At 42.9% G+C, this 24,083-nt stretch carries 32 protein-coding genes; 23 read left to right on the plus strand and 9 right to left on the minus strand.

Features of this window, described 5'->3' with window-relative positions; all coding sequences use genetic code 11:
* From ACQ4LT_RS09725 to ACQ4LT_RS09755, 7 genes are all read left to right on the plus strand, one after another.
* Complete coding sequence (locus ACQ4LT_RS09725) at positions 1-1,254, plus strand: hypothetical protein (RefSeq protein ID WP_445665843.1); 1,254 nt, start codon at positions 1-3, stop codon at positions 1,252-1,254.
* 4 nt (positions 1,255-1,258) lie between these two features.
* The gene (locus ACQ4LT_RS09730; RefSeq protein WP_445665844.1) at positions 1,259-1,645 is read left to right on the plus strand and encodes a group III truncated hemoglobin; all 387 of its coding nucleotides are present in this window, start codon (positions 1,259-1,261) and stop codon (positions 1,643-1,645) included.
* A 2-nt stretch (positions 1,646-1,647) separates the two neighbouring features.
* A complete protein-coding gene (locus tag ACQ4LT_RS09735; protein ID WP_445665845.1) occupies positions 1,648-1,836 on the plus strand; it encodes an acetyltransferase in 189 nt (62 codons plus the stop codon).
* A 7-nt stretch (positions 1,837-1,843) separates the two neighbouring features.
* Complete coding sequence (locus ACQ4LT_RS09740) at positions 1,844-2,296, plus strand: hypothetical protein (RefSeq protein ID WP_445665846.1); 453 nt, start codon at positions 1,844-1,846, stop codon at positions 2,294-2,296.
* 5 nt (positions 2,297-2,301) lie between these two features.
* Positions 2,302-2,523, plus strand: a complete 222-nt coding sequence (locus ACQ4LT_RS09745; protein WP_445665847.1) for a DUF3565 domain-containing protein — start codon at positions 2,302-2,304, stop codon at positions 2,521-2,523.
* Positions 2,511-2,984, plus strand: coding sequence for a hypothetical protein (locus ACQ4LT_RS09750; RefSeq protein ID WP_445665848.1), 474 nt, complete (start codon positions 2,511-2,513; stop codon positions 2,982-2,984). The genes ACQ4LT_RS09745 and ACQ4LT_RS09750 overlap by 13 nt, the downstream gene beginning before the upstream one ends.
* Positions 2,985-3,134: 150 nt before the next feature.
* Positions 3,135-3,542: a cbb3-type cytochrome c oxidase subunit I gene (locus ACQ4LT_RS09755; protein WP_445665849.1), complete on the plus strand. Its 408-nt coding sequence runs from the start codon at positions 3,135-3,137 to the stop codon at positions 3,540-3,542.
* Positions 3,543-3,617: 75 nt separating this feature from the next.
* On the opposite strand, the gene ACQ4LT_RS09760 is transcribed toward ACQ4LT_RS09755, so the two are convergent.
* The 7 genes from ACQ4LT_RS09760 to ACQ4LT_RS09790 all read right to left on the minus strand — a co-directional run bounded on the left by ACQ4LT_RS09760 (position 3,618) and on the right by ACQ4LT_RS09790 (position 7,478).
* A complete protein-coding gene (locus ACQ4LT_RS09760) occupies positions 3,618-4,109 on the minus strand; it encodes a DUF4149 domain-containing protein (protein ID WP_445665850.1) in 492 nt (163 codons plus the stop codon).
* Between the two features lie 97 nt (positions 4,110-4,206).
* A complete protein-coding gene (locus ACQ4LT_RS09765) occupies positions 4,207-4,776 on the minus strand; it encodes a plastocyanin/azurin family copper-binding protein (RefSeq protein ID WP_445665851.1) in 570 nt (189 codons plus the stop codon).
* 81 nt (positions 4,777-4,857) lie between these two features.
* A complete protein-coding gene (locus tag ACQ4LT_RS09770) occupies positions 4,858-5,283 on the minus strand; it encodes an OsmC family protein (protein WP_445665852.1) in 426 nt (141 codons plus the stop codon).
* Between the two features lie 24 nt (positions 5,284-5,307).
* Positions 5,308-6,423: a hypothetical protein gene (locus tag ACQ4LT_RS09775; RefSeq protein ID WP_445665853.1), complete on the minus strand. Its 1,116-nt coding sequence runs from the start codon at positions 6,421-6,423 to the stop codon at positions 5,308-5,310.
* A 71-nt stretch (positions 6,424-6,494) separates the two neighbouring features.
* The gene (locus tag ACQ4LT_RS09780; RefSeq protein WP_445665854.1) at positions 6,495-6,815 is read right to left on the minus strand and encodes a metal-sulfur cluster assembly factor; all 321 of its coding nucleotides are present in this window, start codon (positions 6,813-6,815) and stop codon (positions 6,495-6,497) included.
* 6 nt (positions 6,816-6,821) lie between these two features.
* Positions 6,822-7,064 carry a DUF2249 domain-containing protein gene (locus ACQ4LT_RS09785; RefSeq protein ID WP_445665855.1) on the minus strand — a complete coding sequence of 81 codons (243 nt, stop codon included), beginning with the start codon at positions 7,062-7,064 and terminating at the stop codon, positions 6,822-6,824.
* Between the two features lie 57 nt (positions 7,065-7,121).
* The gene (locus ACQ4LT_RS09790) at positions 7,122-7,478 is read right to left on the minus strand and encodes a ferredoxin family protein (protein ID WP_445665856.1); all 357 of its coding nucleotides are present in this window, start codon (positions 7,476-7,478) and stop codon (positions 7,122-7,124) included.
* A 165-nt stretch (positions 7,479-7,643) separates the two neighbouring features.
* On the opposite strand from ACQ4LT_RS09790, the gene ACQ4LT_RS09795 reads away from it, so the two are divergent.
* The 16 genes from ACQ4LT_RS09795 to ACQ4LT_RS09870 all read left to right on the plus strand — a co-directional run bounded on the left by ACQ4LT_RS09795 (position 7,644) and on the right by ACQ4LT_RS09870 (position 20,825).
* On the plus strand, positions 7,644-8,402 hold the full coding sequence (locus ACQ4LT_RS09795; RefSeq protein WP_445665857.1) for a hypothetical protein: 759 nt from the start codon (positions 7,644-7,646) through the stop codon (positions 8,400-8,402).
* A gap of 46 nt (positions 8,403-8,448) precedes the next feature.
* On the plus strand, positions 8,449-9,078 hold the full coding sequence (locus ACQ4LT_RS09800; RefSeq protein ID WP_445665858.1) for a helix-turn-helix transcriptional regulator: 630 nt from the start codon (positions 8,449-8,451) through the stop codon (positions 9,076-9,078).
* Positions 9,079-9,354: 276 nt separating this feature from the next.
* Positions 9,355-10,722 (plus strand): MmgE/PrpD family protein, encoded by a 1,368-nt coding sequence (locus ACQ4LT_RS09805; RefSeq protein WP_445665859.1) that lies wholly within the window; start codon positions 9,355-9,357, stop codon positions 10,720-10,722.
* 64 nt (positions 10,723-10,786) lie between these two features.
* Positions 10,787-11,611, plus strand: coding sequence for a phosphosulfolactate synthase (locus ACQ4LT_RS09810; protein ID WP_445665860.1), 825 nt, complete (start codon positions 10,787-10,789; stop codon positions 11,609-11,611).
* Between the two features lie 60 nt (positions 11,612-11,671).
* Positions 11,672-12,409 (plus strand): acyl-[acyl-carrier-protein] thioesterase, encoded by a 738-nt coding sequence (locus tag ACQ4LT_RS09815; protein WP_445665861.1) that lies wholly within the window; start codon positions 11,672-11,674, stop codon positions 12,407-12,409.
* Positions 12,410-12,430: 21 nt separating this feature from the next.
* Positions 12,431-12,787, plus strand: coding sequence for a carboxymuconolactone decarboxylase family protein (locus ACQ4LT_RS09820; RefSeq protein ID WP_445665862.1), 357 nt, complete (start codon positions 12,431-12,433; stop codon positions 12,785-12,787).
* A gap of 12 nt (positions 12,788-12,799) precedes the next feature.
* Entirely contained in the window at positions 12,800-13,294 is a 495-nt protein-coding gene (locus ACQ4LT_RS09825; RefSeq protein ID WP_445665863.1) for a hypothetical protein, read from the plus strand.
* Positions 13,295-13,322: 28 nt separating this feature from the next.
* Complete coding sequence (locus ACQ4LT_RS09830; protein ID WP_445665864.1) at positions 13,323-13,475, plus strand: hypothetical protein; 153 nt, start codon at positions 13,323-13,325, stop codon at positions 13,473-13,475.
* Between the two features lie 41 nt (positions 13,476-13,516).
* On the plus strand, positions 13,517-14,230 hold the full coding sequence (locus ACQ4LT_RS09835; RefSeq protein ID WP_445665865.1) for an SDR family oxidoreductase: 714 nt from the start codon (positions 13,517-13,519) through the stop codon (positions 14,228-14,230).
* Between the two features lie 66 nt (positions 14,231-14,296).
* A complete protein-coding gene (locus ACQ4LT_RS09840) occupies positions 14,297-15,043 on the plus strand; it encodes a DUF2249 domain-containing protein (RefSeq protein ID WP_445665866.1) in 747 nt (248 codons plus the stop codon).
* A 613-nt stretch (positions 15,044-15,656) separates the two neighbouring features.
* Complete coding sequence (locus ACQ4LT_RS09845) at positions 15,657-16,880, plus strand: alginate export family protein (RefSeq protein ID WP_445665867.1); 1,224 nt, start codon at positions 15,657-15,659, stop codon at positions 16,878-16,880.
* A 396-nt stretch (positions 16,881-17,276) separates the two neighbouring features.
* The gene (locus tag ACQ4LT_RS09850) at positions 17,277-18,410 is read left to right on the plus strand and encodes a multicopper oxidase domain-containing protein (RefSeq protein WP_445665868.1); all 1,134 of its coding nucleotides are present in this window, start codon (positions 17,277-17,279) and stop codon (positions 18,408-18,410) included.
* Positions 18,411-18,449: 39 nt separating this feature from the next.
* A complete protein-coding gene (locus ACQ4LT_RS09855; protein WP_445665869.1) occupies positions 18,450-19,244 on the plus strand; it encodes a formylglycine-generating enzyme family protein in 795 nt (264 codons plus the stop codon).
* Entirely contained in the window at positions 19,244-19,852 is a 609-nt protein-coding gene (locus tag ACQ4LT_RS09860) for an SCO family protein (RefSeq protein WP_445665870.1), read from the plus strand. The genes ACQ4LT_RS09855 and ACQ4LT_RS09860 overlap by 1 nt, the downstream gene beginning before the upstream one ends.
* 41 nt (positions 19,853-19,893) lie before the next feature.
* Complete coding sequence (locus ACQ4LT_RS09865; protein WP_445665871.1) at positions 19,894-20,334, plus strand: cupredoxin domain-containing protein; 441 nt, start codon at positions 19,894-19,896, stop codon at positions 20,332-20,334.
* Between the two features lie 35 nt (positions 20,335-20,369).
* Positions 20,370-20,825 carry a plastocyanin/azurin family copper-binding protein gene (locus ACQ4LT_RS09870; protein WP_445665872.1) on the plus strand — a complete coding sequence of 152 codons (456 nt, stop codon included), beginning with the start codon at positions 20,370-20,372 and terminating at the stop codon, positions 20,823-20,825.
* Between the two features lie 86 nt (positions 20,826-20,911).
* Here the strand turns inward: ACQ4LT_RS09870 and ACQ4LT_RS09875 are convergent, their stop codons facing one another.
* Complete coding sequence (locus tag ACQ4LT_RS09875) at positions 20,912-21,295, minus strand: hypothetical protein (RefSeq protein ID WP_445665873.1); 384 nt, start codon at positions 21,293-21,295, stop codon at positions 20,912-20,914.
* 89 nt (positions 21,296-21,384) lie between these two features.
* Entirely contained in the window at positions 21,385-23,670 is a 2,286-nt protein-coding gene (locus tag ACQ4LT_RS09880; protein WP_445665874.1) for a TonB-dependent receptor, read from the minus strand.
* Positions 23,671-24,083: the final 413 nt, after the last annotated feature.

Below are 24,083 nucleotides of genomic sequence, written 5' to 3' on the forward strand. Positions count from 1 at the left end.
GTGTCCGAGCATAATAATTTTTCTGATGACAACTATTTGAACAACCAATGGCTGTGGCATGCTTCAGTAGCCTGTTTTGTGCTGGCAGGATTAACGGGCTTTTTGTATCGGTTGGGAATGATAGGGTGGGTCCCCGGAGAGCTGTCATTGGGGAATATCCGTCATGCTCATTCACATCTCATGTTCTTTGGGTGGGCAGTGCCGCTTCCGTTGTATATCATCATGCAAAAAATTATTGACAAAACGGATGATGTAGCAAAAGGTATCAGCTGGATGAGATATTCTATTGCTGCAATCTTGTTTTTTGGATTAATGGCTTATCCTTTTTTCCTGTTCTACGGATACCGTCCCGTGGCCCTCGGATCCGCTACGTTGCCGCTATCAGTTATTTTTTCTGGCTTCGTTATGATCAGCTGGTATGGATTTATAATTGGTTATTGGCAAAGCCGCTCGTCACTTCAGGATGATGAAAGTCTGCCTTGGATTGATGGGGCACTTATTTTATTGGTGGTCTGCTCACTCGGTGCATGGGGAGTGGCTGTTATTCAGGAGTGGGCCCCGCAATCGCACCTATTGATGAAAAGCATGACGCACTTTTTCCTTGCAGCATTTACTGAGGGATGGGTGGTATTAGTGATATGCGGTATTTTGATAAGTGAACTTAAGATTGATGACCAAAACTGGTGGACTTCCCCGCAGTTTGCATTGGGAGCTATTGCTATTGGAGCGCCGCTGACGTTTCCATATGGGATATCCGAATCACTGCTTACGCCCATACTGCTGGGTACGGCGCGTTTTGGCGGCGGACTGGCAGCCATTGGTTTGTTGTTGGTAATGGGTGCTATTTTTAGATCTGGCAAATGGAAACATCCGATCTGGATTTGGCCGGTAGCATTGTTGAGCCTGAAAGGTGTCATGCAGCTGGGGGCTTCGGTAGTACCAAGCTCGTTTTGGCTGTCCGATCCCGGATTGCGCGTACTCTACCTACATATTCTTTTGCTGGGAGGGTTGACGTTATTGGCTTTTGCCTGGTTTAATAACCGATCAATGGTTCCAAATAATTTTTTTTACATTATCGGTGTTTCTATACTTGTTACACTCATTACTTTGCTCATGTTTACCGGCGTTTGGCCTCAGGTACTTTCAGGCACCTGGATTATAGATGCCTTGGCAATAGGCGCAATACTTCCCATTTTAACTGTAACTATCTATTGGATTAAGCTAACCCAATCCCCAAAGAAAATTCATAATTAGGATTATGCAGGATATTCAAAATGAAGAAGATATTACTACTTTAGTTCATGCTTTCTATGCGAAGGTAGAAGAAGATGAGCGGCTGGGACATGTTTTTAATGAGGTTGCCGATGTGGATTGGGATGAGCACCTTCCCAAGATGGTGGACTTTTGGTCGAAGATGTTATTTCGAACCGAGCGGTATAAAGGACGTCCGTTTCGCGAGCACCTGCCACTACCGATTGAGCGTGACGATTTTGGTCGGTGGGTAGGCCTGTTTATCGAAACGGTAGATGAGCATTTTGAAGGCAATCGGGCTGACTACGCAAAGGAATTAGCTGTAAATATTGCAAATTCATTCAGTACACGGATGGCGATGGATGGTAAGTTTGATCAAAATAGCGAGGACTAATTATGTCAAATACTGATCAACAATATACAGAAAGGGAATTGGCTGAATTGGTTCGAAAAGCTTGCATTGAAGCGGCGCGCGATGGATTTAAAGATGCCTCGATGAGTGGCTTATGCACAGAAGGAGCGATGGAAGCGGCAGTTAGCTCAATTCAAGAACTTGATTTAGAAAGAATAATTCCAAAAAAGTGATAAGAAGATGAAGCGATCTATATTGATCTTAGTAGTTCTATTGGGTTTTTCAATAAGTGTAATGGGATGGAGTTGGTTCCCACAGCAAAAAGCCAGCCAACCTGAAACAATGCCGCTGGTACCGATGATGCAACAACTTTTAACGGATATTCAGCAGGTTGATCGCGGAATTTATACTGAAGATTTTGGGATGATTGAGGAAGGGGCGGGAAATATATCCGATCACCCGACGATGACGCCAGAGGATAAAAAGTTGGTGAAGTCAACTTTGGGAGAAGAAATGCAGCAGTTTGTGAATTTTGATATGGTCGTACATCATCATGCGGATTCGATGCGAATAGCGGCTGTTGAACAAAATATGCAGAAAGTGCTTGAGCATTACCGCATAACTCAGCAAGGCTGTGTAGATTGTCACTCGAACTATCGCGAACCAATTTCTACGGCAAGGTTAGAAAAATAGCTGTAATGGAGCAACCCATTATAGGATTCCACAAAGACGAAGAAGACGACTGGGTAGCCGAGCTTAAGTGCGGACATAATCAGCACGTGCGGCACAATCCCCCGTGGATGCTGCGCCCCTGGGTAACAACAGAAGAGGGCAGACAGAGCCGCCTCGGAAATAAATTGAATTGCAAAAAATGTGATCGCAACGAACCTCAAGACTTTGATCCGTCATGCCAAGAATAGCACGCGTATTTATTAAAACGGGACTTATTTACTTTTTAGCTTCGCTGTTATTGGGATTAGCAGCTGAATTTAACTGGTTGCAATTTCCAGGGATAGTGCCCCTTTTTTGGCACCTGTTGATGGTCGGTTGGATTACGCAGATTATCTTTGGGGTATCCATATGGATGTTTCCCGGTCGAACCCGCGAAGAAGGATTTAAAGCACAACTTTGGGGGTGGCTCACATACATTTTTCTGAATATGGGATTATTGCTCCGTGTAATTGCAGAACCTGCTACGTATTTGATTACGGGATCGGTATGGAGTGTATTGATTGTGATATCAGCGGTAAGCCAGGTAGCGGCAGCACTGGCTTATATTATTGAACTGTGGCCCCGCATCCAATCCAAAGAGCAGCGACGCAGGCAACGCAAGAAGAAACGAAAACGACAGAAATCACAGAATACAAGCGGCAATAATTAATTAAGTTCCTTGTCATCCTGAACTTCGATGTGCCGACAGGTTTGTTTCATATTCTCTTTTAAATACTTATAAATGTTGAAAAAGTTCATCATGACACCGATAGTTTTAAGTTTGAATTCTAACTCCTAATATTCGGTAAGGAAAAAAGCTATGCCTACCCCCAGTCGCTTGATGATCAAAGCTTCGATGCTATATATGTTGGCAGGATTTGTTATCGGAGCACTGATTTTAATCAGCAAGGTGTATCCCGAGTATTCTTCGGTATGGAGCCTGCTTACAATCCATATTGAAATGAGTATTTTCGGCTGGATTATTCAGCTTACCATGGGTACGGCCTACTGGATTTTGCCACGCTACTTGAAAACGAAATCGAGAGGAAATCCAAAGCTGGCATTGGCAATGGTTGGGATGTTGAATCTTGGTATTTTAATTAATGTGGCATCCCATCTAAATATTTTGAATCCATCTGTTATAATATTAGGTCGTTTGTTGGAAGTGGGAGCCGTTGCTCTTTTCATTGGGCTGCACTGGAATCGGGCCGTGAGTTATAATAATTGATGAGTAAAAAGTGACGAATAAGAAGTAGAAAAAAATTACTTGTTACTCATTACTTTTCATTTGATACTCTACTAATTACCCTCTTAGCAAGCGCATGGCATAATAGAGGATGATCAATCCCAGTACTAAGTTAAGGCGCCCCAGCCAACTCGAAATTTTGCGTATTCGCTTTGTTTCGGGATGATCGGGCTGTTGATCCATAAGCTCAGCCGCTTTGGGACCGGCATAAAAATCGTGAAATCCACTTACGATCAGTACTAATCCAAATACAAGTAATTTTATAAATAGATATCCGCCAAAGACCTCCATCCAGAACGATCCGGTAAGCAGTTCTTCAACCGTATATCCCCGGGTTAATAAATTGGTAATGCCGGTTATAATGAGCACCACAAATAATATCCAGGAAATGCGGCTGAACTTTTTACCGACAAGCGTAAAAAATTCGCCCTTCTTATTTTTGAGTAGTTTGTGACGTGTTGCTGGGACGAGTACTCCGGCTGTAAAGAGCATGCCGCCAATCCAGAAAATAGCTGAGGTTATATGAATAAAAACCGATAAATAATACATGAGAATTTATTTCCTGTGTTAGATAACCTTATAGAAATAAAAAAGGCGACTGAGAATATCAGTCGCCTTCAGTAAAGAAAATAAACGTAAAAGAAGGTTATTCTTCTACCTTAAGCATTCCTTTCATACCGCCTGAATAGTGACCGGGAAAACTGCAGAGATACTCATATTCTCCGGTTTCTTCGGGAGCGGTAAACGTAACTTCAACCGTTTCTCCACCGGCAGCAAGATCGGTATGAGCAATAATCTGATCTTCCCTGTCGGAAGGAATGTACTCGTTATCACGTGCTTTGGAAGCAGCGTTTGCAAAGGCTGCAGCATCAGCATTCATGGTAAGTAGTACAAAGTTGTGAGCCATGGCAGATGCCGGCAGATCACTTTCGGTATATAGACGAACACGAAGTTCTTCACCGGGTGCGGCAGTTATGGTCTTGAGCAATACATAGTCGCCCATTTTTTCACCAGTAGTAATACCTTCTTCTTCGCCATCAACGACGAATTTCATTCGATCAATACCGACCATTTCGATAGTACGAATGTCGTCAGCCTGTTCGGTCGCTTGGGTATCGGCTGTCTGATCTTCAGCTTGCTGCTGGTCAGATCCACCGCCACAGGCAGTGACGAATAGCAACATCAGTGATAATAAATAGGGTGCAAAACGTGTCATAAATTTGTGTAATTCTTAGGTTAATATTTTCAAGCATATAAGATACGAAAGTATTTCGTTCTATACAGTATAAAATAGCCATTAAAGCAGGCTTGCTTCCAGGGAGATATCAGTGCCAGCCAATGCTTTAGAAACTGGGCAATTATCTTTTGCACCTTCAGCAATTTCTTTAAAATGATCTGTATCAATGTTTGGTATGTCAGCTGCACAAATAAGTTTAATACCAGTAATCGCTGGTCCGTCATCGGTAACTTCGAAGGTAACTTCAGCTTTTGTTTTGACAGATTTGGGATTATATCCCGCTTCGGCCAATTCATTGGAAAGAGCCATGGAAAAGCATCCTGCATGGGCGGCTCCAATAAGCTCTTCGGGATTAGTGCCATCTCCATCTTCGAATCGTGAAGCGAAAGAGTAGTTCCCTTGAAAAGATCCACTTCCCAACTCCATGGTTCCATTTCCGTTTTTTAGATCTCCGTTCCATTGTGCATTTGCTTGTTTAGTAGGCATATTAATATAAGGTTTTAATTGATGTTATTGATTTGTTGTTGATTTACGTTCAGTTTTTTTAATCCGAGTTTCTTTAATTAGTTGAAAACCGATCCCTCCCAAAAACAGCAAAATTGCTATTACATTTCCATAGCTGCCAACTTTTCTGATAACAGGCCACCAGGCGATGTCGCCTATCACACGCATCAGTAGAAATAGATGTAGCAAAATAAGGGGTAGGTAAAAATATTTGTGGTAGGGCACCAGTTTCCCAGAAAGTGAGGGAATGATAACGGAGGCGTGAGCGAATATCATGCTGAATACAAATCCCACAAAAAGCATGTGCAGCAGTGCATCGTAAATGGGACCGGCTGTAGGAAGACCTTGCCAGAGTCCAAATAACCCTGTTAGGATGAGCCAGCCGTATCCTGTAAGCAGACTGATGGCGCTATAGCGTGTCCAGGCTACGGATTTGATGGTACGCCGGGCAACATCGTATTTAATTAGCCAGGCAGAAACTCCGATCAGTAACAGGGAGGCAAGAATCCAGCCGGTGGAGCGATCTAAATGAGTGAGAACAAGGGTGCAAATCCATAGCAAAATAAGTGTGGTGAAAAGCTGTTGGGCACGTTTTGGGGGGCGCATGATACGGTTAAGTTCCAATCGTTCGCCAAAGATTGTCAGCATCGGGAAAGCCGCCCACCAGGTAACCAGCTCATAAATAGGAAAATGGAGTACATAAAGGATATTCCCTGCCAGTAGTGAGGCCGCTCCCAGAGCCATTATCAGGTGATAAATTTTGGGTTGCAGGTAATACAGATAGCACATCACATAAGTCAAGCCCAGAGCTCCCAACAACATGAGCCATTGTCCGGACAGTTGCAGCCCGCCCAATAGGAGAAGGGTAGAAACAGCCATTAATACCGGAGCAAAATACGCCCACTTTTTTTCAAGCGCGGCAGCTCGTTCCAATCCAATTAATGTACCTAAAAAGCCGTTTATCATTAGTGGGCCGTGGGAAAATGGAGAAATTTGTCGGGGGGCCATATCCGATAAAAAGCCAATGCGCAGCAGCCCTGAATAAAGTCCCGTAATAAGACCAATGGCTGCAAAAAACAGCAGGCTTACTAAAATATATGTAGGTGTCCTTGGGGATTTCATGTATTGATATTGGAATCAAAATTCAGGAAAAAACTGTGCCGGTTTTATTTTGATTGGCTGTTAACTTTAATTCATTGCCTCGGTGGGGGATGGGCAAAAAACTCTACGTCTTCTTTAATCATATCTACATTCCATTCCGGTTCCCAAACCAGTTTTGTCTCGTATTCTTCGACCCCTTCCATTGATTCAAGCGTTTCTTCAATTTGCTGTTGCAGATATCGACGCATGGGACAGCCCGGCGTGGTGACGGTATATTCAAGTTCTACCTTGCCATCGTCAATCAAGATGTCATATACCAGTCCCAAATCCACAATGTTGACTCCCAGTTCGGGATCAATGACTTCGCGGAGTTGCCGGACTATCTTGCGTCTATCTATGGGAGTAGAATCCATAATTCGTTATTCAGCGGTTTTGCCGATATGTACTTTCCAGACTTCAGGACCTTCTTTAAGATATTCCCAGCTAAAATTGTCCTCTCCATGTACAGCAGACATTTGGTAGCCTAACGGTTTGGGATCGTGATCATTTATAATAATAAAAGATTCTCCCACATCCAGCGCATCGTAGGTATCAAAAATGGTAGAATGCTTCTTGTGGGGAGGTATTTTTCGAACGTCGATTTCTTCTACTGTATCAGGCATTATTTTAAAAATTTTATTTGTTGAGACACGGCGTGCCGTGTCCGTGTGTTAGTTTAATTATTTTACTGCTTTTTCTTCTTCCCAGCTTTCAATTAGCTGTTCACGTTTATTTTCTTTTCCGCTCCACTTCTCAGCATTTGGCAGAGCCTCTTTGGCTTGGTTGATAACGTGATTAGTCCATTCTTCAGAAAGCCGTTCATTCAATTCGATATAATCTTCCCACTCCATTGGTACCTCATCGTCGGGATAAATAGCCTCTTCGGGACATTCGGCCACGCAAGCATCACAATCGATGCATTCAATGGGATCAATGACTAAGAAATTGGGCCCTTCCCTGAACGCATCAACCGGACAAACCGCCGCGCAGTTGGTATGCTTACATTGGATGCATGGATCGGTTACAACATACGCCATAGCTGCTAAATACTACTCGATTTCAATTGCTTCACTCCAAAGGTAGCAGTCCCTAAAATTAATATCAACTATAAAAACGGTTTTAACCTTTTTTATTGACTTGCCATAAAATCATCGATATCTTAGGGATGGATTGAAAACAAACCAAATTGACCAAATGATGTTATGAATGCTGATCAATCCCTTTCAAAACTCACTCCCGAAGCCACTATTTCAGAAATAGTTTGTTCGGATAGTGAAGCGGGTGAACTGCTTGCTTCTATCGGTTTATCACTGTCCGAACATGAGCAAGAAACGCTTCGGTCGGTTTGTCAAGATCGTAAATGGAGTGAGGTTGAAGTGTTGCAGTGGTTAAAGAAACATAGTTCAACGACGAATGGGGAAGCTTCGAACAATAAAATAGATTCAGCTCCTGATGAGGATTCTCCACTGACTAAATGGATTACATACCTGGAAGACTCGTTTATCACCCCCAATCGATCACTTTTGGATGAGTTAGACGAAAACTTTCCCCGTATCCGTAAAATACATGGAAATCAGTATCCATGGCTTAAAACGATGAAGTGGTATTTTGACAAATTCAGAGAAGTGCTCGGTATGTATTATACCTTTGAACAGGAAAAGTTTTTCCCGTTAATCAAGCGGCTTAAAAGTAATAGTAATAACAATCTGAGTCACGGGACGATCCAAAAATTAGAAAAATCGTTCAATGTAATTAACCGAGATCAGCGTCGGCTTCGGCACCTGATGAATACTATACGGGATAAAGGAAACCAGTTCGATAATCCCGGGAATGCGTGTTCAACACTGCGGATTCAAAATGAAAATTTTAACATCCTGTTTTCTCAATTAAAAGAACAGTTTAAGGTGGAGGAAGATGAGATTCTGCCGCGTATAAAAGAAGAGATAAAAGCCAAAAGTTAAGAATATATCTAACTTGTGGTCTCAAATATTAAAAATAACATCTATTATGTTTACCGGTTCAAAAAAGCAGATTGTTGATTTAATTAAACGCAAGGGAACTCTTTCTATTGATGAGGCCGTGGAAGAGATCGATCTGGCTAAAACAACCCTGCGCGAACACTTTTTGCAGTTAGAACGCGATGGATATGTAGAACGAGATTATGTGCGTTCGGGACCGGGTCGCCCAAGCCTGCAGTATCAGTTGACCTCTAAAGGGAACAGCCTTTATCCATCTTCCGAGTCGAAGCTTATTCGTAATATTATTAACTATCTTAAATCAAAGGGCAGTGAACAACTGGTCGAGGATTTTTTTGAAGATTTCTGGAATCAACGACTTGAAGAAGCGCAAGAGCGAATAAAAAATTCGTCGGCCAAAGATCTGGAATCAAAAGTTAAATTATTAATGCAGATGCTGGAAGAGGAGGGGTTTATGCCAGAGTTTGATTTTGATGAAAGTGAAGAGTCGCTGACGGTAAAAGAGTGTAACTGTCCCTTTAGCGAAGTTATCAAAGAAACACGGTTACCCTGTAAACTGGAAGAAATGTTTTATAAGAAATTATTTAATGAGAATGCAGAACGGACCAGCTATATTGCTGAGGGTGATTATTCCTGTACCTATGATATCCCTACAGATTAAAATTAAATGTATAATCCTATAGAGATGCTTAACACTGCATATTTGAAGATAAAATAGTATTAATTACTTATATATAAAAAAATAGGGACTATGGGGAAAATTATTACATCGTTTATCAATGATACCGTACGATTTTTTCGGATACAGTTTTCTAAGATCATCCAAAATGAATTTAAAACATGATATTAAAAAGATAAGCACGGTTATAAAACGAGAAAATTATTAGAATGATTTTGTGTAATTATATCAACGGAAGTCTCATAAAGAGGAGAGCTTATGATTGTTCATGAATTATCAGAATTTATCGCCAAGAGTTCATTTGATCATCTGTCAGAACAAGCAAAAGAACAGCTTAAAATTCGTCTGTTGGATTCACTGGGAACAGCTATTGGAGCCATTGAAGGTCCGCCGGTGATGGGGATCCGAAGAATGCTGGATGACTTTGGCGGTTCGGAACAGAGCACGCTCATTGGTGGTGGTAAAACGACACCCGATCGCGCGGCACTCTATAACAGCGCACTTGTCCGCTATCTGGATTTTAATGACAGCTACTTGGCCAAAGGAGAGACCTGTCACCCGAGCGATAATATCGGATCTATTTTAGCGGCGGGAGAAACTACCGATCTCAATGGCAAGGAATTCTTGACAGCACTCGGCGTTGCTTACCAGGTGCAGTGTCGACTGAGTGATGAGGCGCCCGTGCGCGATAAGGGATTTGACCACACAACACAGGGGGCCTATGCCGTGGCAGCCAGTGTCTCAAAGGCGTTGGGACTGGATGAAGAAAAAACGGCTAATGCTATCGCTATTTCTGGTACAGCACTGAATGCGCTACGGGTTACCCGTACTGGCGCCCTTTCAAACTGGAAAGGACTCGCTTATCCGCATACCGCCTTCGGTGGGACTCATGCCGCACTGCTGGCCAAATATGGCATTACCGGTCCGCCCGCCGTTTTCGAGGGCAATAAAGGATTTATGGATTCCATTGCCGGTGAATTTTCGATTGATTGGTCAAGTGAAGATCTGGAGCGTGTTACTGATACGATCATTAAAAAATATAACGCCGAGATCCATTCCCAGTCGTCTATTGAGGGGATGATTGAGTTAAAAAAGAAATATGGTTTTACGGCTGATGAAGTAGAAGATATCAATATCGAGATTTTTGATGTAGCCTACCACATTATCGGGGGCGGAGAGGAAGGCGATAAGACGATCGTACGAGCGAAGGAGGAAGCTGATCACAGCTTGCAGTATATGGTTTCGGCGGCCTTGCTCGACGGACAAGTGATGCCGGAACAATACGAGAAGGATCGCATTGAGGCTGATGACATTCAGTCGTTGTTACAAAAAGTGAAGGTTTCACCCAAGCAGGAGTACAGCGATCGCTTTCCCGATGAAATGCCGACAAAACTGACGGTGCATCTCAAAAATGGTGAGACCCATTCCATTGAAAAGCGTGATTATGAAGGTTTTCATACGCGTCCCATGAGCTGGGATACGATCATTCAAAAATTTGAAGGATTAGCCGAGCCCTATACATCCAAAGAATTACGTAATCAGATTGTTGAAACAGTTAAGAATTTTGAGCAGCATTCGGTTTCGGATCTGATGGAACTGTTAATAAAAGTAAAATTAGAATCTTAAAGAATATTTGAATTATGCGGATACGGTTTCCGTATCCCAACAAAATAAATAAAAGGTGGCTGTTATGGCCGACGAAAAAACATTCGATTTCCTCAATAAAAACGAACGAGAACCCAAACCACGCAAAACAGGCGTTACAGAGATTCGTGGTCCGTACTACGCGGTAATGGGCAAGCGATATCTCAATGATATCATGGAAACGATGGGTGAACATGTGGATTCGCTGAAGTTTTCAGGCGGATCGTTCTCCATTATGCCCAAACCGGCCGTACAAGAGCTTATCGAAATTGCCCACGATCACGACGCGTTGGTATCCACCGGCGGATTTATGGAGTACGTGCTTACACAGGGCAAAGACGCCGTTGACCAGTATATCGATACCTGCAAAGATTATGGTTTTGATATTATTGAGCTTTCGGCGGGATTTATTACCCTGCCCACTGATGACTGGCTTCGTCTGATCGAGAAAGTGCAGGATGCTGGACTCAAAGCAAAACCGGAAATCGGTATTCAGTTTGGAGCCGGCGGCGATACGGCCCAGGGCGAACTGGAATCCGAAGGTACGCTTGATACCAGTTATGCCGTCAAACAGGCCAAGCGTTTTGTAGACGCCGGGGCCTATATGATCATGATTGAATCGGAAGGCATTACTGAAAATGCTGATCCCTGGAGAACTGATGTCCCGGCCGCATTCATTAACGAAATCGGCTTGGAAAAGCTGATGTTCGAAGCGGCCGATCCCGAAGTATTCGCATGGTATATCAAGAATTACGGTCCCGAAGTCAATATGTTCGTGGATCACAGTCAGATTGTGCAGCTCGAAACGCTCCGTCGCGGTATCTGGGGCACGAAGAGCCTCTGGGGTCGCGTGTTGACGTATAAAGAGTAATCCTATTACAAAAAAAGAGTCCACCTCTGAGGTGGGCTCTTTCTAATTAAGAAACCTAAAATGTTTGAAAAGGAGTTTGACTTACGATATTTCGAGATGGGTCAACGTGGAGAAGCTACTCCTGTTACTATTTTAACGCTGCTGGAAGAAACCGCTGCCGATCATTGCCTGGATATAGGACATAGTTTATATGACCTGCTCGAGAAAAATATAGGTTGGGTGCTGCTATCAGGACGTATGGTGATGGAGCGTTATCCCAGATACAAAGAAGAAATTACCATCAAAACATGGTTATCGAGCTTCAGAACGTTCAGGGGTACCCGGGAAAACCTAATTATCGATGAAGAAGGCAATATTATTGGAAGAGCAAAAGGATACTGGCTGTTTTTTGATATAGAAAGAAGAAGACCCACCAGAATTTTTGATGAAATACTGGAAAGATGGGAGATCAATCCCGAAGAAAGTATCGAAGTGGATAGCACCGAAGTAGAAGCTCTTGATGTGGCAACATACCGGAATGAATTTGTTATTCATCGCTTTGACATGGACTCAAATGAGCACGTAAACAATCTGCAATATTTACAATGGACAATGGAAACCATACCTGACGAGATAATAGATAACTGTTATTTGCATGCTATAGACGGTAATTTTGTGGGAGAAGCAAAATATGGCCATACCATTGAATCCTTGGTTGAGCCGGCAGATTACGAACAAACTTTCGTGCATACTATTAGAGACCTGGATAGTAACAAAGTTTGCTCGACAGCCAGAACGGTATGGAGAGAACACAAATAAAGTATAAAACGAAACAAAATTATGAGTACTGACAAGGAAACTATATTTCCACCGGCAACACCTGAAATGTCAAAAAAGCGAGCGAGCTTAGCTCCTGATCAGGTAAAAGCTTTTCGGAATTTTAGCAAAGAAGTATTTAAAGAAGGAGCCCTTAATGAAAAGACCAAGCAGCTTATTGCGGTAGCAGTGGCTCATGTTACCCAATGCCCCTATTGCATTAAAGGACATACCAAGCAGGCCAAGAAAAAGGATGCTACAAACGAAGAAATTATGGAGGCTATTTGGGTGGCTTCCGAGATGCGTGCCGGTGGCGCCTATGCCCATGCAGCTTTGGCCCTTGATGAGATGGAAAAACATAATAAAACCGAAAATGATTAGGGATAAAGTTGCATGAGTTTTTGGACCCCACAAATACATTATGCTGCTACGGCTATTCATATTTTTACCGGTGTATTCTGGCTGGGCTGGATGTTTTTCATATTTCTAATTCTGCGACCCGTTTCTTCTCGTGTAGCCTCGATATCGGCAAATGAGTTAATGCCACCTATTCGAAAACGGGTTCGCAAGATTGTATTCTGGCTGATTCCGATTATTCTGCTCACCGGCCTGTATAATATGGGTTATCGTGGTCTGTTGGATTGGTCAGTGCTAACAGGCACACCTATTGGTAACCGCATGCTGTGGAAGTTAGGAGCAGCGACCCTACTTTTCAGCATTTACTATGCTGCTCCGCTGGTTATGGGTGGAGGTAAATCGAAAGGAAGTAATGCAGACTGCCACGGAAAACAGAATCCCATGGTAAAGAAAGTAACAATGATCATGCATCTGGTGGCTTTTTCTGCGGGTGTAACAGCGGCATATCTGGGAATAACTATTGGCGGATAGATAATTTTAAACTTAGGATACCGATAAGATGATGGAACAACGAATCGATTATTACAGCTTAACTCCCGATGCTCTAAAAAGCATGCAAAATATTGAAGAATATATAGGCGATTCGGATCTCGACTCTTTGCTTATAGAGCTTGTAAAATTGAGAACTTCACAAATAAATGGCTATGCCTAAAAATACTTATTGATAAAAACTAATCACACATCAAAAGGAATATGAATTTAGATTCGGCTACAGCAATTGTTACCGGTGCAAGCCGTGGGCTCGGCCTTGCAACAGCTAAATCCTTGATAAACAAAGGAGTTATTGTATATGGACTTGCCCGCAGTACCAAGACACTGGATGCTCTTAAGGATACACATGGTGATAATTTTATACCGGTAGCACTGGATATTACAAATAGAGAAAGAGTAAGTCATTGGTTTGATTCTACATTTTCTGCGGATCATACTCCTGCTATTTTGATCAACAATGCCGGTGCCGGTAATTTTGGTAAAATTGAGGAACTGCCATTCGAAGAGTGGCAAAAAATGATGGATACGAATCTGAATGGTATGTATCAGCTGACTTCTTCGGTAGTTCCACTCATGAAGCAGAGCCAGAATGTGACTCATATCATTAATGTTGGCTCTATTTTAGGGTTGACCGGAAGATCAGAAAGCTCAGCTTATTGTACGACCAAGTTTGGGATTCAGGGCTTTACCAAAGCACTACGCAAAGAGCTCAGATATGACGGCATCAAATTGAGCGCTATTCATCCGGGTTCTATTGAAACCGACTTTTTTGCAGAGTCGGGTATTGAATCTCATTCCAATATGTTGCAACCAAATGATATTTCAGACATGATTATAGCGGTGTTGGAAACCCCGGATAATATGCTTGTTGATGAAATAACGATGCGACCGCTGAATCCCAAAAGACCGAATTAATTTTCGATTTATTTAAGCACCACAAAGAATTAAGACTAATAATTAACACTAAGACAAAAATTTACTATGGCGACAACTGAACAGGAACTGGATGTACGTTCACTTATACCCATTAAAAGACACGAAAAACTGCTGAAGCTCTTTAAGGAACTGCCGGCGGGAGACAGCTTTGTCTTTATCAACGATCACGATCCCAAACCGCTCTATTACGAATTTCGATCGATATATGGTGATGTCGTCGGTTGGGAATACCTGCAGCGTGGTGGACAGGAATGGAAAGTGCGGGTAACACGTACCGAGGAGTCACAGGGACGCGAATTCGAAGATGTATCAACGTTGATGGATCTGCGAAAAGTGAATCGCAAAGATTGGAAGTACTCCGTATTTCATCGCTATGGCATGATGCTGGAAGGTGACATCATGGAGATTATCGCTGAGAAAGATCCCGAAGAAATTCGCCAGATATTTGAGAAAAAGTTTGATGGCGAATACACATGGACGTACAAGAAAGACCTGCCGGGCGAATATGTTATCCACGTTACTAAAAAAGAGGAAACCGATCCGGCCCTCGAAGATGTTTCCATCGTAAATTCATTTGACGTGCGCCCCCATGCTCCTGCCAAGCGCCACGATATGGTCTTTGATGCTTTTGACGAGCTTGAGCCCGGCGAAGCATTTGTTTTTATCAATGATCACGATCCCAAGCCTTTATATTATCAGATGGAGGCCGAAAGTGATGAGCCATTTAAATGGGAGTACCTGGAAACTATGCCCAAAGAATGGAAAGTGAAGGTGATGAAGATTGACGAATAGCATCAAACTCATTTTATCTTTCTAAAGCAATAAACTAAAATTTGTGGTCTTGCAGTATTGCAAGCCTTCTTGCAATAATTTTTGCACATCTAATTATTCCTGAAGTTAGGAGCTAACACCTGTTAAAAGGTCTCATATGTTTTGAAGGTAAGTTGAGATAAAGTATTGCTGTTCAGGGTCTGGCAAGAATATTGCTTGTATTAAAAGTGCTATTAAGACAAAATAGTCTTAATAATGAAAACTTAACTAAGGTTTGCTGGTATTATGACTGATAACTTAAAATTATTGGTCAAAGAGATAACCGGTGACCCAGTTAGGAAGTCACCACAAAGTTGGCGACCGTCAGTGATTAGCCGAAGTAGGCTATGGCGCATAATGTGATGGTACTTAAAGCTGAAGTAGATGTTTCTGTTGTAGTCTATGTACCTACACAGCTTTGGGAATGGTCGAAGTAACTATTATTGCGTCAGAAAAGCTTGGTGAATGCAAATATTTTTGCACCTTTGCGGTATATTATGTCGGGGGGGGGGCAAGCTGATCGTCAAGTAAATTATAACATCAACTACACACCTAAATCATGTTTAATTTAAGAACTATATATTCGTCTCTGTTAGTGTTCATTATATTTATTTCGTTACCAAACCTGTTATTTGGTCAGATAACGATTGATGCTGAAGTTCGGCCGAGGAGTGAATATCGCAATGGTTATCAGCTGGTGCGAACAGCTGACACGGAACCGGCATTTTTTACCTCGCAGCGTACCCGACTGGCATTCGGTTACGAATCAGAACGTTATGAAATATACATCTCTGGTCAGGATGTCCGCGTATGGGGAGAATCCGAGCAGCTTCAGGACAATGCCAACTTTAATATCCATGAGGCATGGGCGCTATTAAATCTTTCGAATCAATTTCAGCTTAAACTGGGTCGGCAGGAACTGGTATATGATGATCAGCGATTACTCGGCAGTGTAAACTGGACGCAGCAGGCGCGAAGTCACGATGCCTTACGAATGAGATATCATAACGCTGAAGCTAATTTGCAGATAGATTTGGGTGGAGCCTATAACCAGGAAACCGAGAAGGTATTTGGCAATAGCTACACGTTGAATAATTATAAGGTACTGAGCTATGTATGGGTGAATAATAAAATGGGGGATTTAGATGCCTCAGCGCTGTTTTTGACGGATGGATTCGAGTCCCAGCTTGGGCAGACTAATTTTCGTTATACGTATGGAACTCATCTCGACTATAGCAAGCAAGATTGGCAATTAAACGGCAGTGCATATATCCAAAATGGTGACGATGCCACTCGACAAAATATCTCAGCGTATATGATGGCAATAAATGGGGCGCATCGGTTTGGATCAGTCAGATTTAAAGGTGGATACGATTATCTGTCCGGAGGTAGTGCCGAAGATAGCAATCCTGCTCGAAACACATTCCATACCTTATATGCAACCAACCACAAATTTTATGGTCACATGGATTACTTTTTGAATATTCCCGTGAATACAAGAGGCGGAGGGTTGCAAGATCTGTATATTGGGACGGAATATAATGTATCCGAAGAGGCAAATATTGACCTTACTTATCACTATTTAGCGTTGACGAATAATATTCGGGATCCGCAAAACACAGGACGAACATTGGATCAATATCTGGGATCTGAATTCGACGTTTCGTTTACTTATCAGTTTGCCGAAGACATCACCTTTCGGATGGGATATTCTACGCTGTTGGGCAGTTCTTCACTGAATAATCTGCAGCTAAGAGATGGCAAGGATCTGCAGCACTGGGGGTGGGTTATGTTAGTGATATCGCCAACATATAATTAAATGATCAGCCACCGAACTCAAAGTAAAACGTATTCGTTATGATCTCGTCGAAGAATATGTTTATACAGGTATTATTAGATCACCTGTGGATACACAAAAGTTTTTCGGAGGACAACGGGCTAAAATTTTAGAAAGAATAGAAGATAAAGGTGATGAAAATCGAGAAATAATGTTTATACTATTGCGCTGGTGCAATACTGGGAAACGTTAAGTATTGCATCGATGCCATATACCTAATGGGAAAAATCTTTCTTAATAAAAAAAGGCCCGTCTGGAAGCAGGATTTTATTTCTTTTAGATAATTTTATTTTTGGCATACAATTTGTAGACATATACTCCAGAACAAACAAAAGACAAAATTGTCTTAATTCTTAATTAGCAATAAATTAAACTGCTATGAAATCAATAAAACTTACATATACACTTATAATAGGATTGTTACTGACGGGAATCTCGACCCTGAGCTATGCCCAAACTGATGAATATGAAATGGACGGTATGACTTTTGGCATGCCCGAAGCGGAAGTGTTCACTGAAGATTATGACGGACCTCCCGTTGTAGGAGATCACTTGAGTATGCTCCCGAATCTTGAGCCGCTCAATTATGAGGGCAACAAGACCCATGATGTTCGTATTGACATCCTTGCCCAGGAAATTGAGGTTGCTGACGGCGTAAAATATGAGGCTTGGACGTTCGGAGGAACCGTTCCCGGTCCGGTACTACACGTCAAAGAAGGTGACCGTATTACTTTCACGATGAAGAATCGTTCGGATGAAGAGGTAACCATTACGGAACCGACCAAAGAAGGTTCGCCCTTTATGCAGCAGGTTGCTCAGAATAATTTTATGAATGCTGAAGAGGCCACGATGCCGATGCCGCACTCAATGGATTTCCATGCGGGAACCGTAGCCAAAGATGATAAATGGCGAACAATTGGGCCTGGTGAATCGATCAAGTTTGACTGGGTTGCCAACTATCCCGGCTCATATATTTACCACTGTGGAACGCCCAGCGTGTTGATGCACACAGCCATGGGACAGCACGGCGTAGTCGTTGTTTCGCCCAAGGATGGTTATGATACAGGCTACGAGGTTGATAAGGAATATGTGGTCGTACAATCTGAATATTACCTGAAGAAAGGATCCGGAGATATGTATCAATATGATTTTGAGGCAGCTCAAAACCGGAATCCATCACACGTAGTGTTTAACGGACACCAGACAATTTTGCACGATCAGCCGCTGAAAGCGAATGCTGGAGATCGTATTCGCCTGCACGTATCAAATAATGGACCAAGTGGAACATCAAGTTTCCACGTAATTGGTGCTATTTTCGATCGCGTGTGGCTCGAAGGGCATCCATTTAATGAAATGCGTGGTATGCAGACCGTATTGTTAGGAGCATCAAGTTCAGCAACCATAGATTTAATCGTGCCTGAAGAAGGAAAATATATCCTGATTGATCACGAATTCGCTGATGCAGAAAAAGGTGCAACGGGTACTTTGAAAGCTGGTCCACGCAAGAAGTAAATCCGTAAAATATAAACACTGATTAATATATCTATTGAAATGAATATCCTGACGAACATAGCACCTGTTAAAATCACGCTGACTGTACTGGCAGTGGTGATGCTAAGCCTGCCCAATGTGGTAGGAGCCCAGGTGCTGGTTCCGTCGGGATCATTTCATTCTGTAATGCCCGAAGTAAAGGGAGAACCAGTTGCAGTTGATTCATTTTATCTGGATACGACGGCTGTAACGAATAAACAGTACCACGAATTTTTACAAGATCATGAGGATTGGCGGCCTGGAAACGTTCCGAGTATTTTTGCATACAAGGGATATCTGAAAAGCTGGGAAAGTGTCAATTCTGATGATGTTGTAAACCCGGATCAACCGGTAACAAATGTTTCATGGTATGCGGCCAATGCATATTGCCAATCGGTGGGCGGACGCTTGCCAACCCTGAATGAATGGGAGTACTCGGCACAGCTTATGGATTTTGATTCCTCTGCCGATGCCCAAGAGTTTGCCAACAGGTTAATGAGCTGGTACTCGACTTTTGATAATGAGAATATCGGAGATATAGGTTCTTCCGGAATAGAGAATCGACATGGCGTAAAAGATCAGTTTGGACTGATTATGGAATGGGTTGAAGATTTTAAGCCCGTTGTCGCAGATGATCTTTCGCTGGATTGCGGCACGGTTGGACGCATGCAGCAGCTTGGCAATGCCTACAGTTATGCGGCCTCTATCCGGTATATCACGCGCATGAGTTTTAATCCGAAAAGTACTAACAGCACCGTAGGATTTCGCTGCGCTTATGATGTAGAAACGATAGAAGAAAAAGAAGCGAGTTTATAATGAAAAAAATATTTCTCATAACGCTGTTCTTACTTACAGCTACAAGCTTGGTGGCACAGCATAATCATAGTTCGGATAACGCTCTAAGTACCACAGAAATTGATTCTGAGCACTCCATATTTCACCTGGATGCCAAGTGGACAGATCATCGCGGTGAAACGGTATCCCTTGCAGGTTTTAGTGGTGCACCGGTGATTGTGGTGATGTTTTATGGAAACTGTACTGATGTTTGTCCGATTTTAATCCAGGACGCTTGGCGGTTGTACAGCAGTGTAGATAAATCAGTCCGCGAAGATGTCAATGTGTTGGCCGTAAGTTTTGACACTGAAAATGATACGCCCGAAGTATTACGGGAATATGCTGAGTATGAGCAGCTGAATGTCCCGGGGTGGCACTTTTTGACGGCAGATGATGCCAGTGTGCGTACGCTTGCCATGATGCTGGGCGTCCAATATTCGAAGAAAAGTGACGGCCATTTTGCTCACTCTAATTTGGTTACGGTACTCGATGAGGAAGGAAGGATTGTCCAGCGAGTTGAGGGATTAAATCAGCCGATGGATACAGCTGCTGACGTAATTGAATCGATTAAACGTAAGTCGGGCAATTAATGAAATGTACAGTGGCTATATTGCTAACTATTTTTTTGTCGATGAGCGGAGGAGAAAATGTTAATGCCTCTAATCTGTCTGTAACAGATACGGTAACAGTTGAAGTCAAAGGTACTGATAGTGATGCACGATTCGATCCGGTTGTGGTGGAACTTAATCCCGGCGATGTGATACAATTTGTGGTACGCGAAGGATTGCATACGGTAACAGCGTACCATCCTGAAAACCGGCGACCACAGCGAATCCCGGCCTCGGCAAAGCCTTTCGACTCGGGACTGATGGAACGAGGCGACCAGTGGTTTTTAAGAATATCAGAAGAAGGCGTGTACGATTATTTCTGTCTGCCCCATGAAAAAATGGGTCATGTGGGTCGAATTCTTGCAGGTACTTTTGATGTTATAAAAAATTACCCCGAAGAAGGAATGCCCAGTATAGTTTTGCAAAAATTGAAAACTGAAACAAAACAGTTTTTAAATCAATAAATACATACCAATAAACCAAAAAGAGGTTACTTACAATGAAATCACTTACTAAAATTAGTCTAATACTTGCACTCATTTTTACTGGTGTTGTGTCGTCTGCAATGGCACAGCGAACCATCGAGATGGTTGGAACAGATAACATGAAGTTCAGCGTAACTTCCATCGAGGCAGAACCCGGTGAAGAAATTACAATTAAGCTTACTACTAAAAGTCAAATCCCAAAACAGGCTATGGCACACAATGTTGTGGTTATAGATAAAGATGCTAATGTAGATGAGATTGCCAATGCTTCTGCACGTGCTCGGGACAATGAATATATTGCTCCGGATTATGAGGACGAAATCATTGCTGCAACGGGACTTGCCGGTGGGGGAGAAACCGTTGAAGTGACATTTACTGTTCCCGAAGAAACGGGAGAATATGAGTATATCTGCTCATTTCCGGGACACTACCCAGCCGGTATGAAAGGAGTGCTTAAGGTTCAAAATTAGCTGCAAGCTAATCGTTTATAAATTATTAGTTTTGAAGGGCATCCTTGTTGGATGCCCTTTTGTATTTACGGTCTAAAAGAGGATAGCTACCGTTTTATTTTTGCCATACTACTATAAATGATCGCCCATACCAGTGTTCGAAGCGACATCGCTTTTAAACTGTTAAATGCAACGTCAAAGTTTATCCAGTAAAGCAAGGTGATGATGACAAGTACCAGCGTATTAAGTCCAAAAATAATCTTTGAGGCTTTCGTTGCTTTGTGATGCTGTTGCCAGATTAGAATTCCGGTTCCCAAATAAGCAAATCCCATTATGGTATTGAATATCAGCAAGGGTAAAAAGATAACATATCCGGGATTGGAGAAGCCTAAAAGTGTCGTTCCACCTACCCAAATCGTTATTAAACCAAAAGCAATAGCAATGATTGCATTGGCTGTTTGAATGAATGTACTAAGAGTTGTTTTGTTCATGCTACTGAATATTTAAACGGGTTGTTTATTGTAATTAATAAAAAAGGGGATACCTGCAAAGTATCCCCTCATGATTATATAAGTTGGTGTTATAATGATGATAGTACACTATTCCATTTTAGTTCAATAAATAAGCTGCGTCCGGGATCGTTGAGCGGCATTGTTGATCCCTGTAGACTTCGGTTCAGATGTTCGTGATAAGTAACATCAAACAGGTTGTTAACGCCCGCCGAAAGCTGAATACCGCCTCCAAGTTGAGAACTCAGCTTAAAGTTTGTAAGCAGGTATCCGTCTGTCGGCTGCTCGTCAAACGATTCGGCTACACGAGTTTGCTCCGCTACTCCGCGCAGGTGTATCTGAGGTATTAGCTTACCGCTCAGGAAGCTGTAGTCCAGTTTAAGGTTTGCCTCATAAGCCGGAATTTGTGGCAAATCTTCATCCGCCGTTACATTGCGGCCGATGGTATATGCAGTGGATAGGTTGTATCCCAACTTATTGCGACCATTGTTTTGGAACGTCAGCTCAAAGCCGTATAGAGCAGCTTCATCCACATTTACAAACTGCTTGACGCCGGGTGTGCCCATTTGTTTGGGGTTCAAATCGGGACGAACGGCCGCGCTGATATAGTCAGTTACATAACTGTAAAACAGTGATCCTTCTAAACTAATGACCTCGTTAGTATAGTTAAGCATTGCATCTACCTGGTGGTTAGCTTCGGAGTTTAGCTGCGGATTGCCTACATACTCATAAGGATCCATACCGATGGCTAAGTAGTTAACGAAGAGCTCATCCATGCCGGGATAGCGCTCCGATCGTCCAACCCAGAAGCCGGTCGTCCAGTTAGGATACAGACCTTTGGTAAAACCGGCACTGGCACTCCATCCGAGGTGTTCCTGATCGAGTTGGCCAAGGGTCTGTGCAAAATGAGGGTCTGGGTCGCTGGCATTGGAGTAGTAGTAATCAAAGCGGGATGAAATAACCACATCCCAGTCGCTTATATTCGGCTGATATTCTACGACACCGCCAAAGCGATTACGTTTACCGCCCTGCCAGACGTTATCGGTGACCGTTTGTCCAGCCATGGGTCCCAGCCCCATCTTGAAATTACGGGTACGGAAGCCCTCCATGTAGCGAAGCGTAGCATCAGTGCCGAACGTCCAGCTGCCGGATGCTGCCGGAAATACATAGGAAAGATCGTAACCGTAGGTTTCGGTGGACAGATCGGTTACAGCTTCTACCATATTCGACATTTGCCGAGTCAGATTATCCATCAGGTGTGCCACGTATGAGCCAAAAACTGAGCTTTCAAAATGTCCGTTGCCCAAGTTAGTATTTTTATAGGTCAGCGTAGCATTGGTGATGTCGTCCTCCCGCATATCCATCATCAGCGCCGGATATTCGACATCTCGCGCAAAATTCTGACTTAGCTTTGCTTTGATGGAGTTTGCATCATTTAGCTGAACGGAGGTTTCTACCGTATATTCGGCATTTGACATCCCGGCATTTACGCTGTTACCCGAACCATCCTCATAATTTTCTGTGGATGCAAAAGCCCCGTAAACGTTCGTTGTCCAACGCCCACCCTCTTTTTTGATGCCGCCGGCATAGCGCTGGCGATCGATGTTACTTTCATATCCCACCGTAAAATAGCTCGATAGAACGGGATCACGATAATAATCCGGCTGCTGCGATTTAAAGTTGATAACACCGCCAAACGAAGGTCCGTGCTTTAAGGCATAGGGACCTTTCAGGATTTCCACCTCTTCGATATGCTCCATCTGAATATGCGAAGTGGGCGGATCCATACGGTTAGGGCAGGCTCCTTGTGTTTGTAGCACACCATCCATCTCTACCATTAGCTGGTTCTTTTGAAAGCCACGCAATACGGGATCTACGCCAAAGCCGCCGCCTTTGCGGATGCCCGAAATATTGGGCGAATCTTTGAGAAACTGTCCCGCATCGTGCGAAAGGTTGACGGTCGAGATCGCATCCATAAACTGGTCGGGCTGATTGGATATCTTGCGCGCAAGCACGGTGACGGGGCTCATTGCCTGCGTAGATTTTCGCAAATAGATTGTATTAGTTCCATCTGCTAAGTCTTCTGCAGTGAATTCAACCGTTTTGCTTTTGTAGCCTACGTATGTAATGCGGAGGGTTAAAGCATCGACCTCTGCAGTGAAGCTAAATTCACCGCTGGCGTTTGTGATCGTGGTAAGATCGCCTTCGGTCCAAAGTACGTGCGCCCCGGTCAGCGGCTTATCATTTGATTGATCTAAGATTTTACCGGAAATCGTGTTCTGTGCCCAGGCAGAATTTGAGAGGGCAAAAAGGAGTAATAGTCCTATCGTTAGAGAAAAAAATTTTTGTAAACGCATAATTCTGATATAGTTCTTTTATCTGCATTATCAAAGTGATAAGCTATAGCAATAGCGTTATCATACTATTGTGCAGACTGATTATTGAATTGATTAAAAGGTCAGGAGATTATGCGCGAAGGCGGGGTGGATGGAAAATATCATCCGTAAAGACAAATAGGGGTTGCTGTGTTAGACTTGGAAAAATAGAAGTCGGAGATAAGGTAATACCAGCAAAAACTGAAACTAGCGGGGCTTTAATCTGAAATGGAGCGTTCGTGCCTATGGGTTTTTCTCCATGATGATCACAGCCACAAAGCTTTGTGTTATTGGAATCATTGTCTGATGAAGTGTAATTGCAACGGCAAGCTTTTTTTCCGTCTAACGAACAGGAGCCGCTGCAATCACCATCCATGTTGCAGGCCATTACTTCA

Source organism: Fodinibius sp. AD559 (assembly GCF_052712805.1).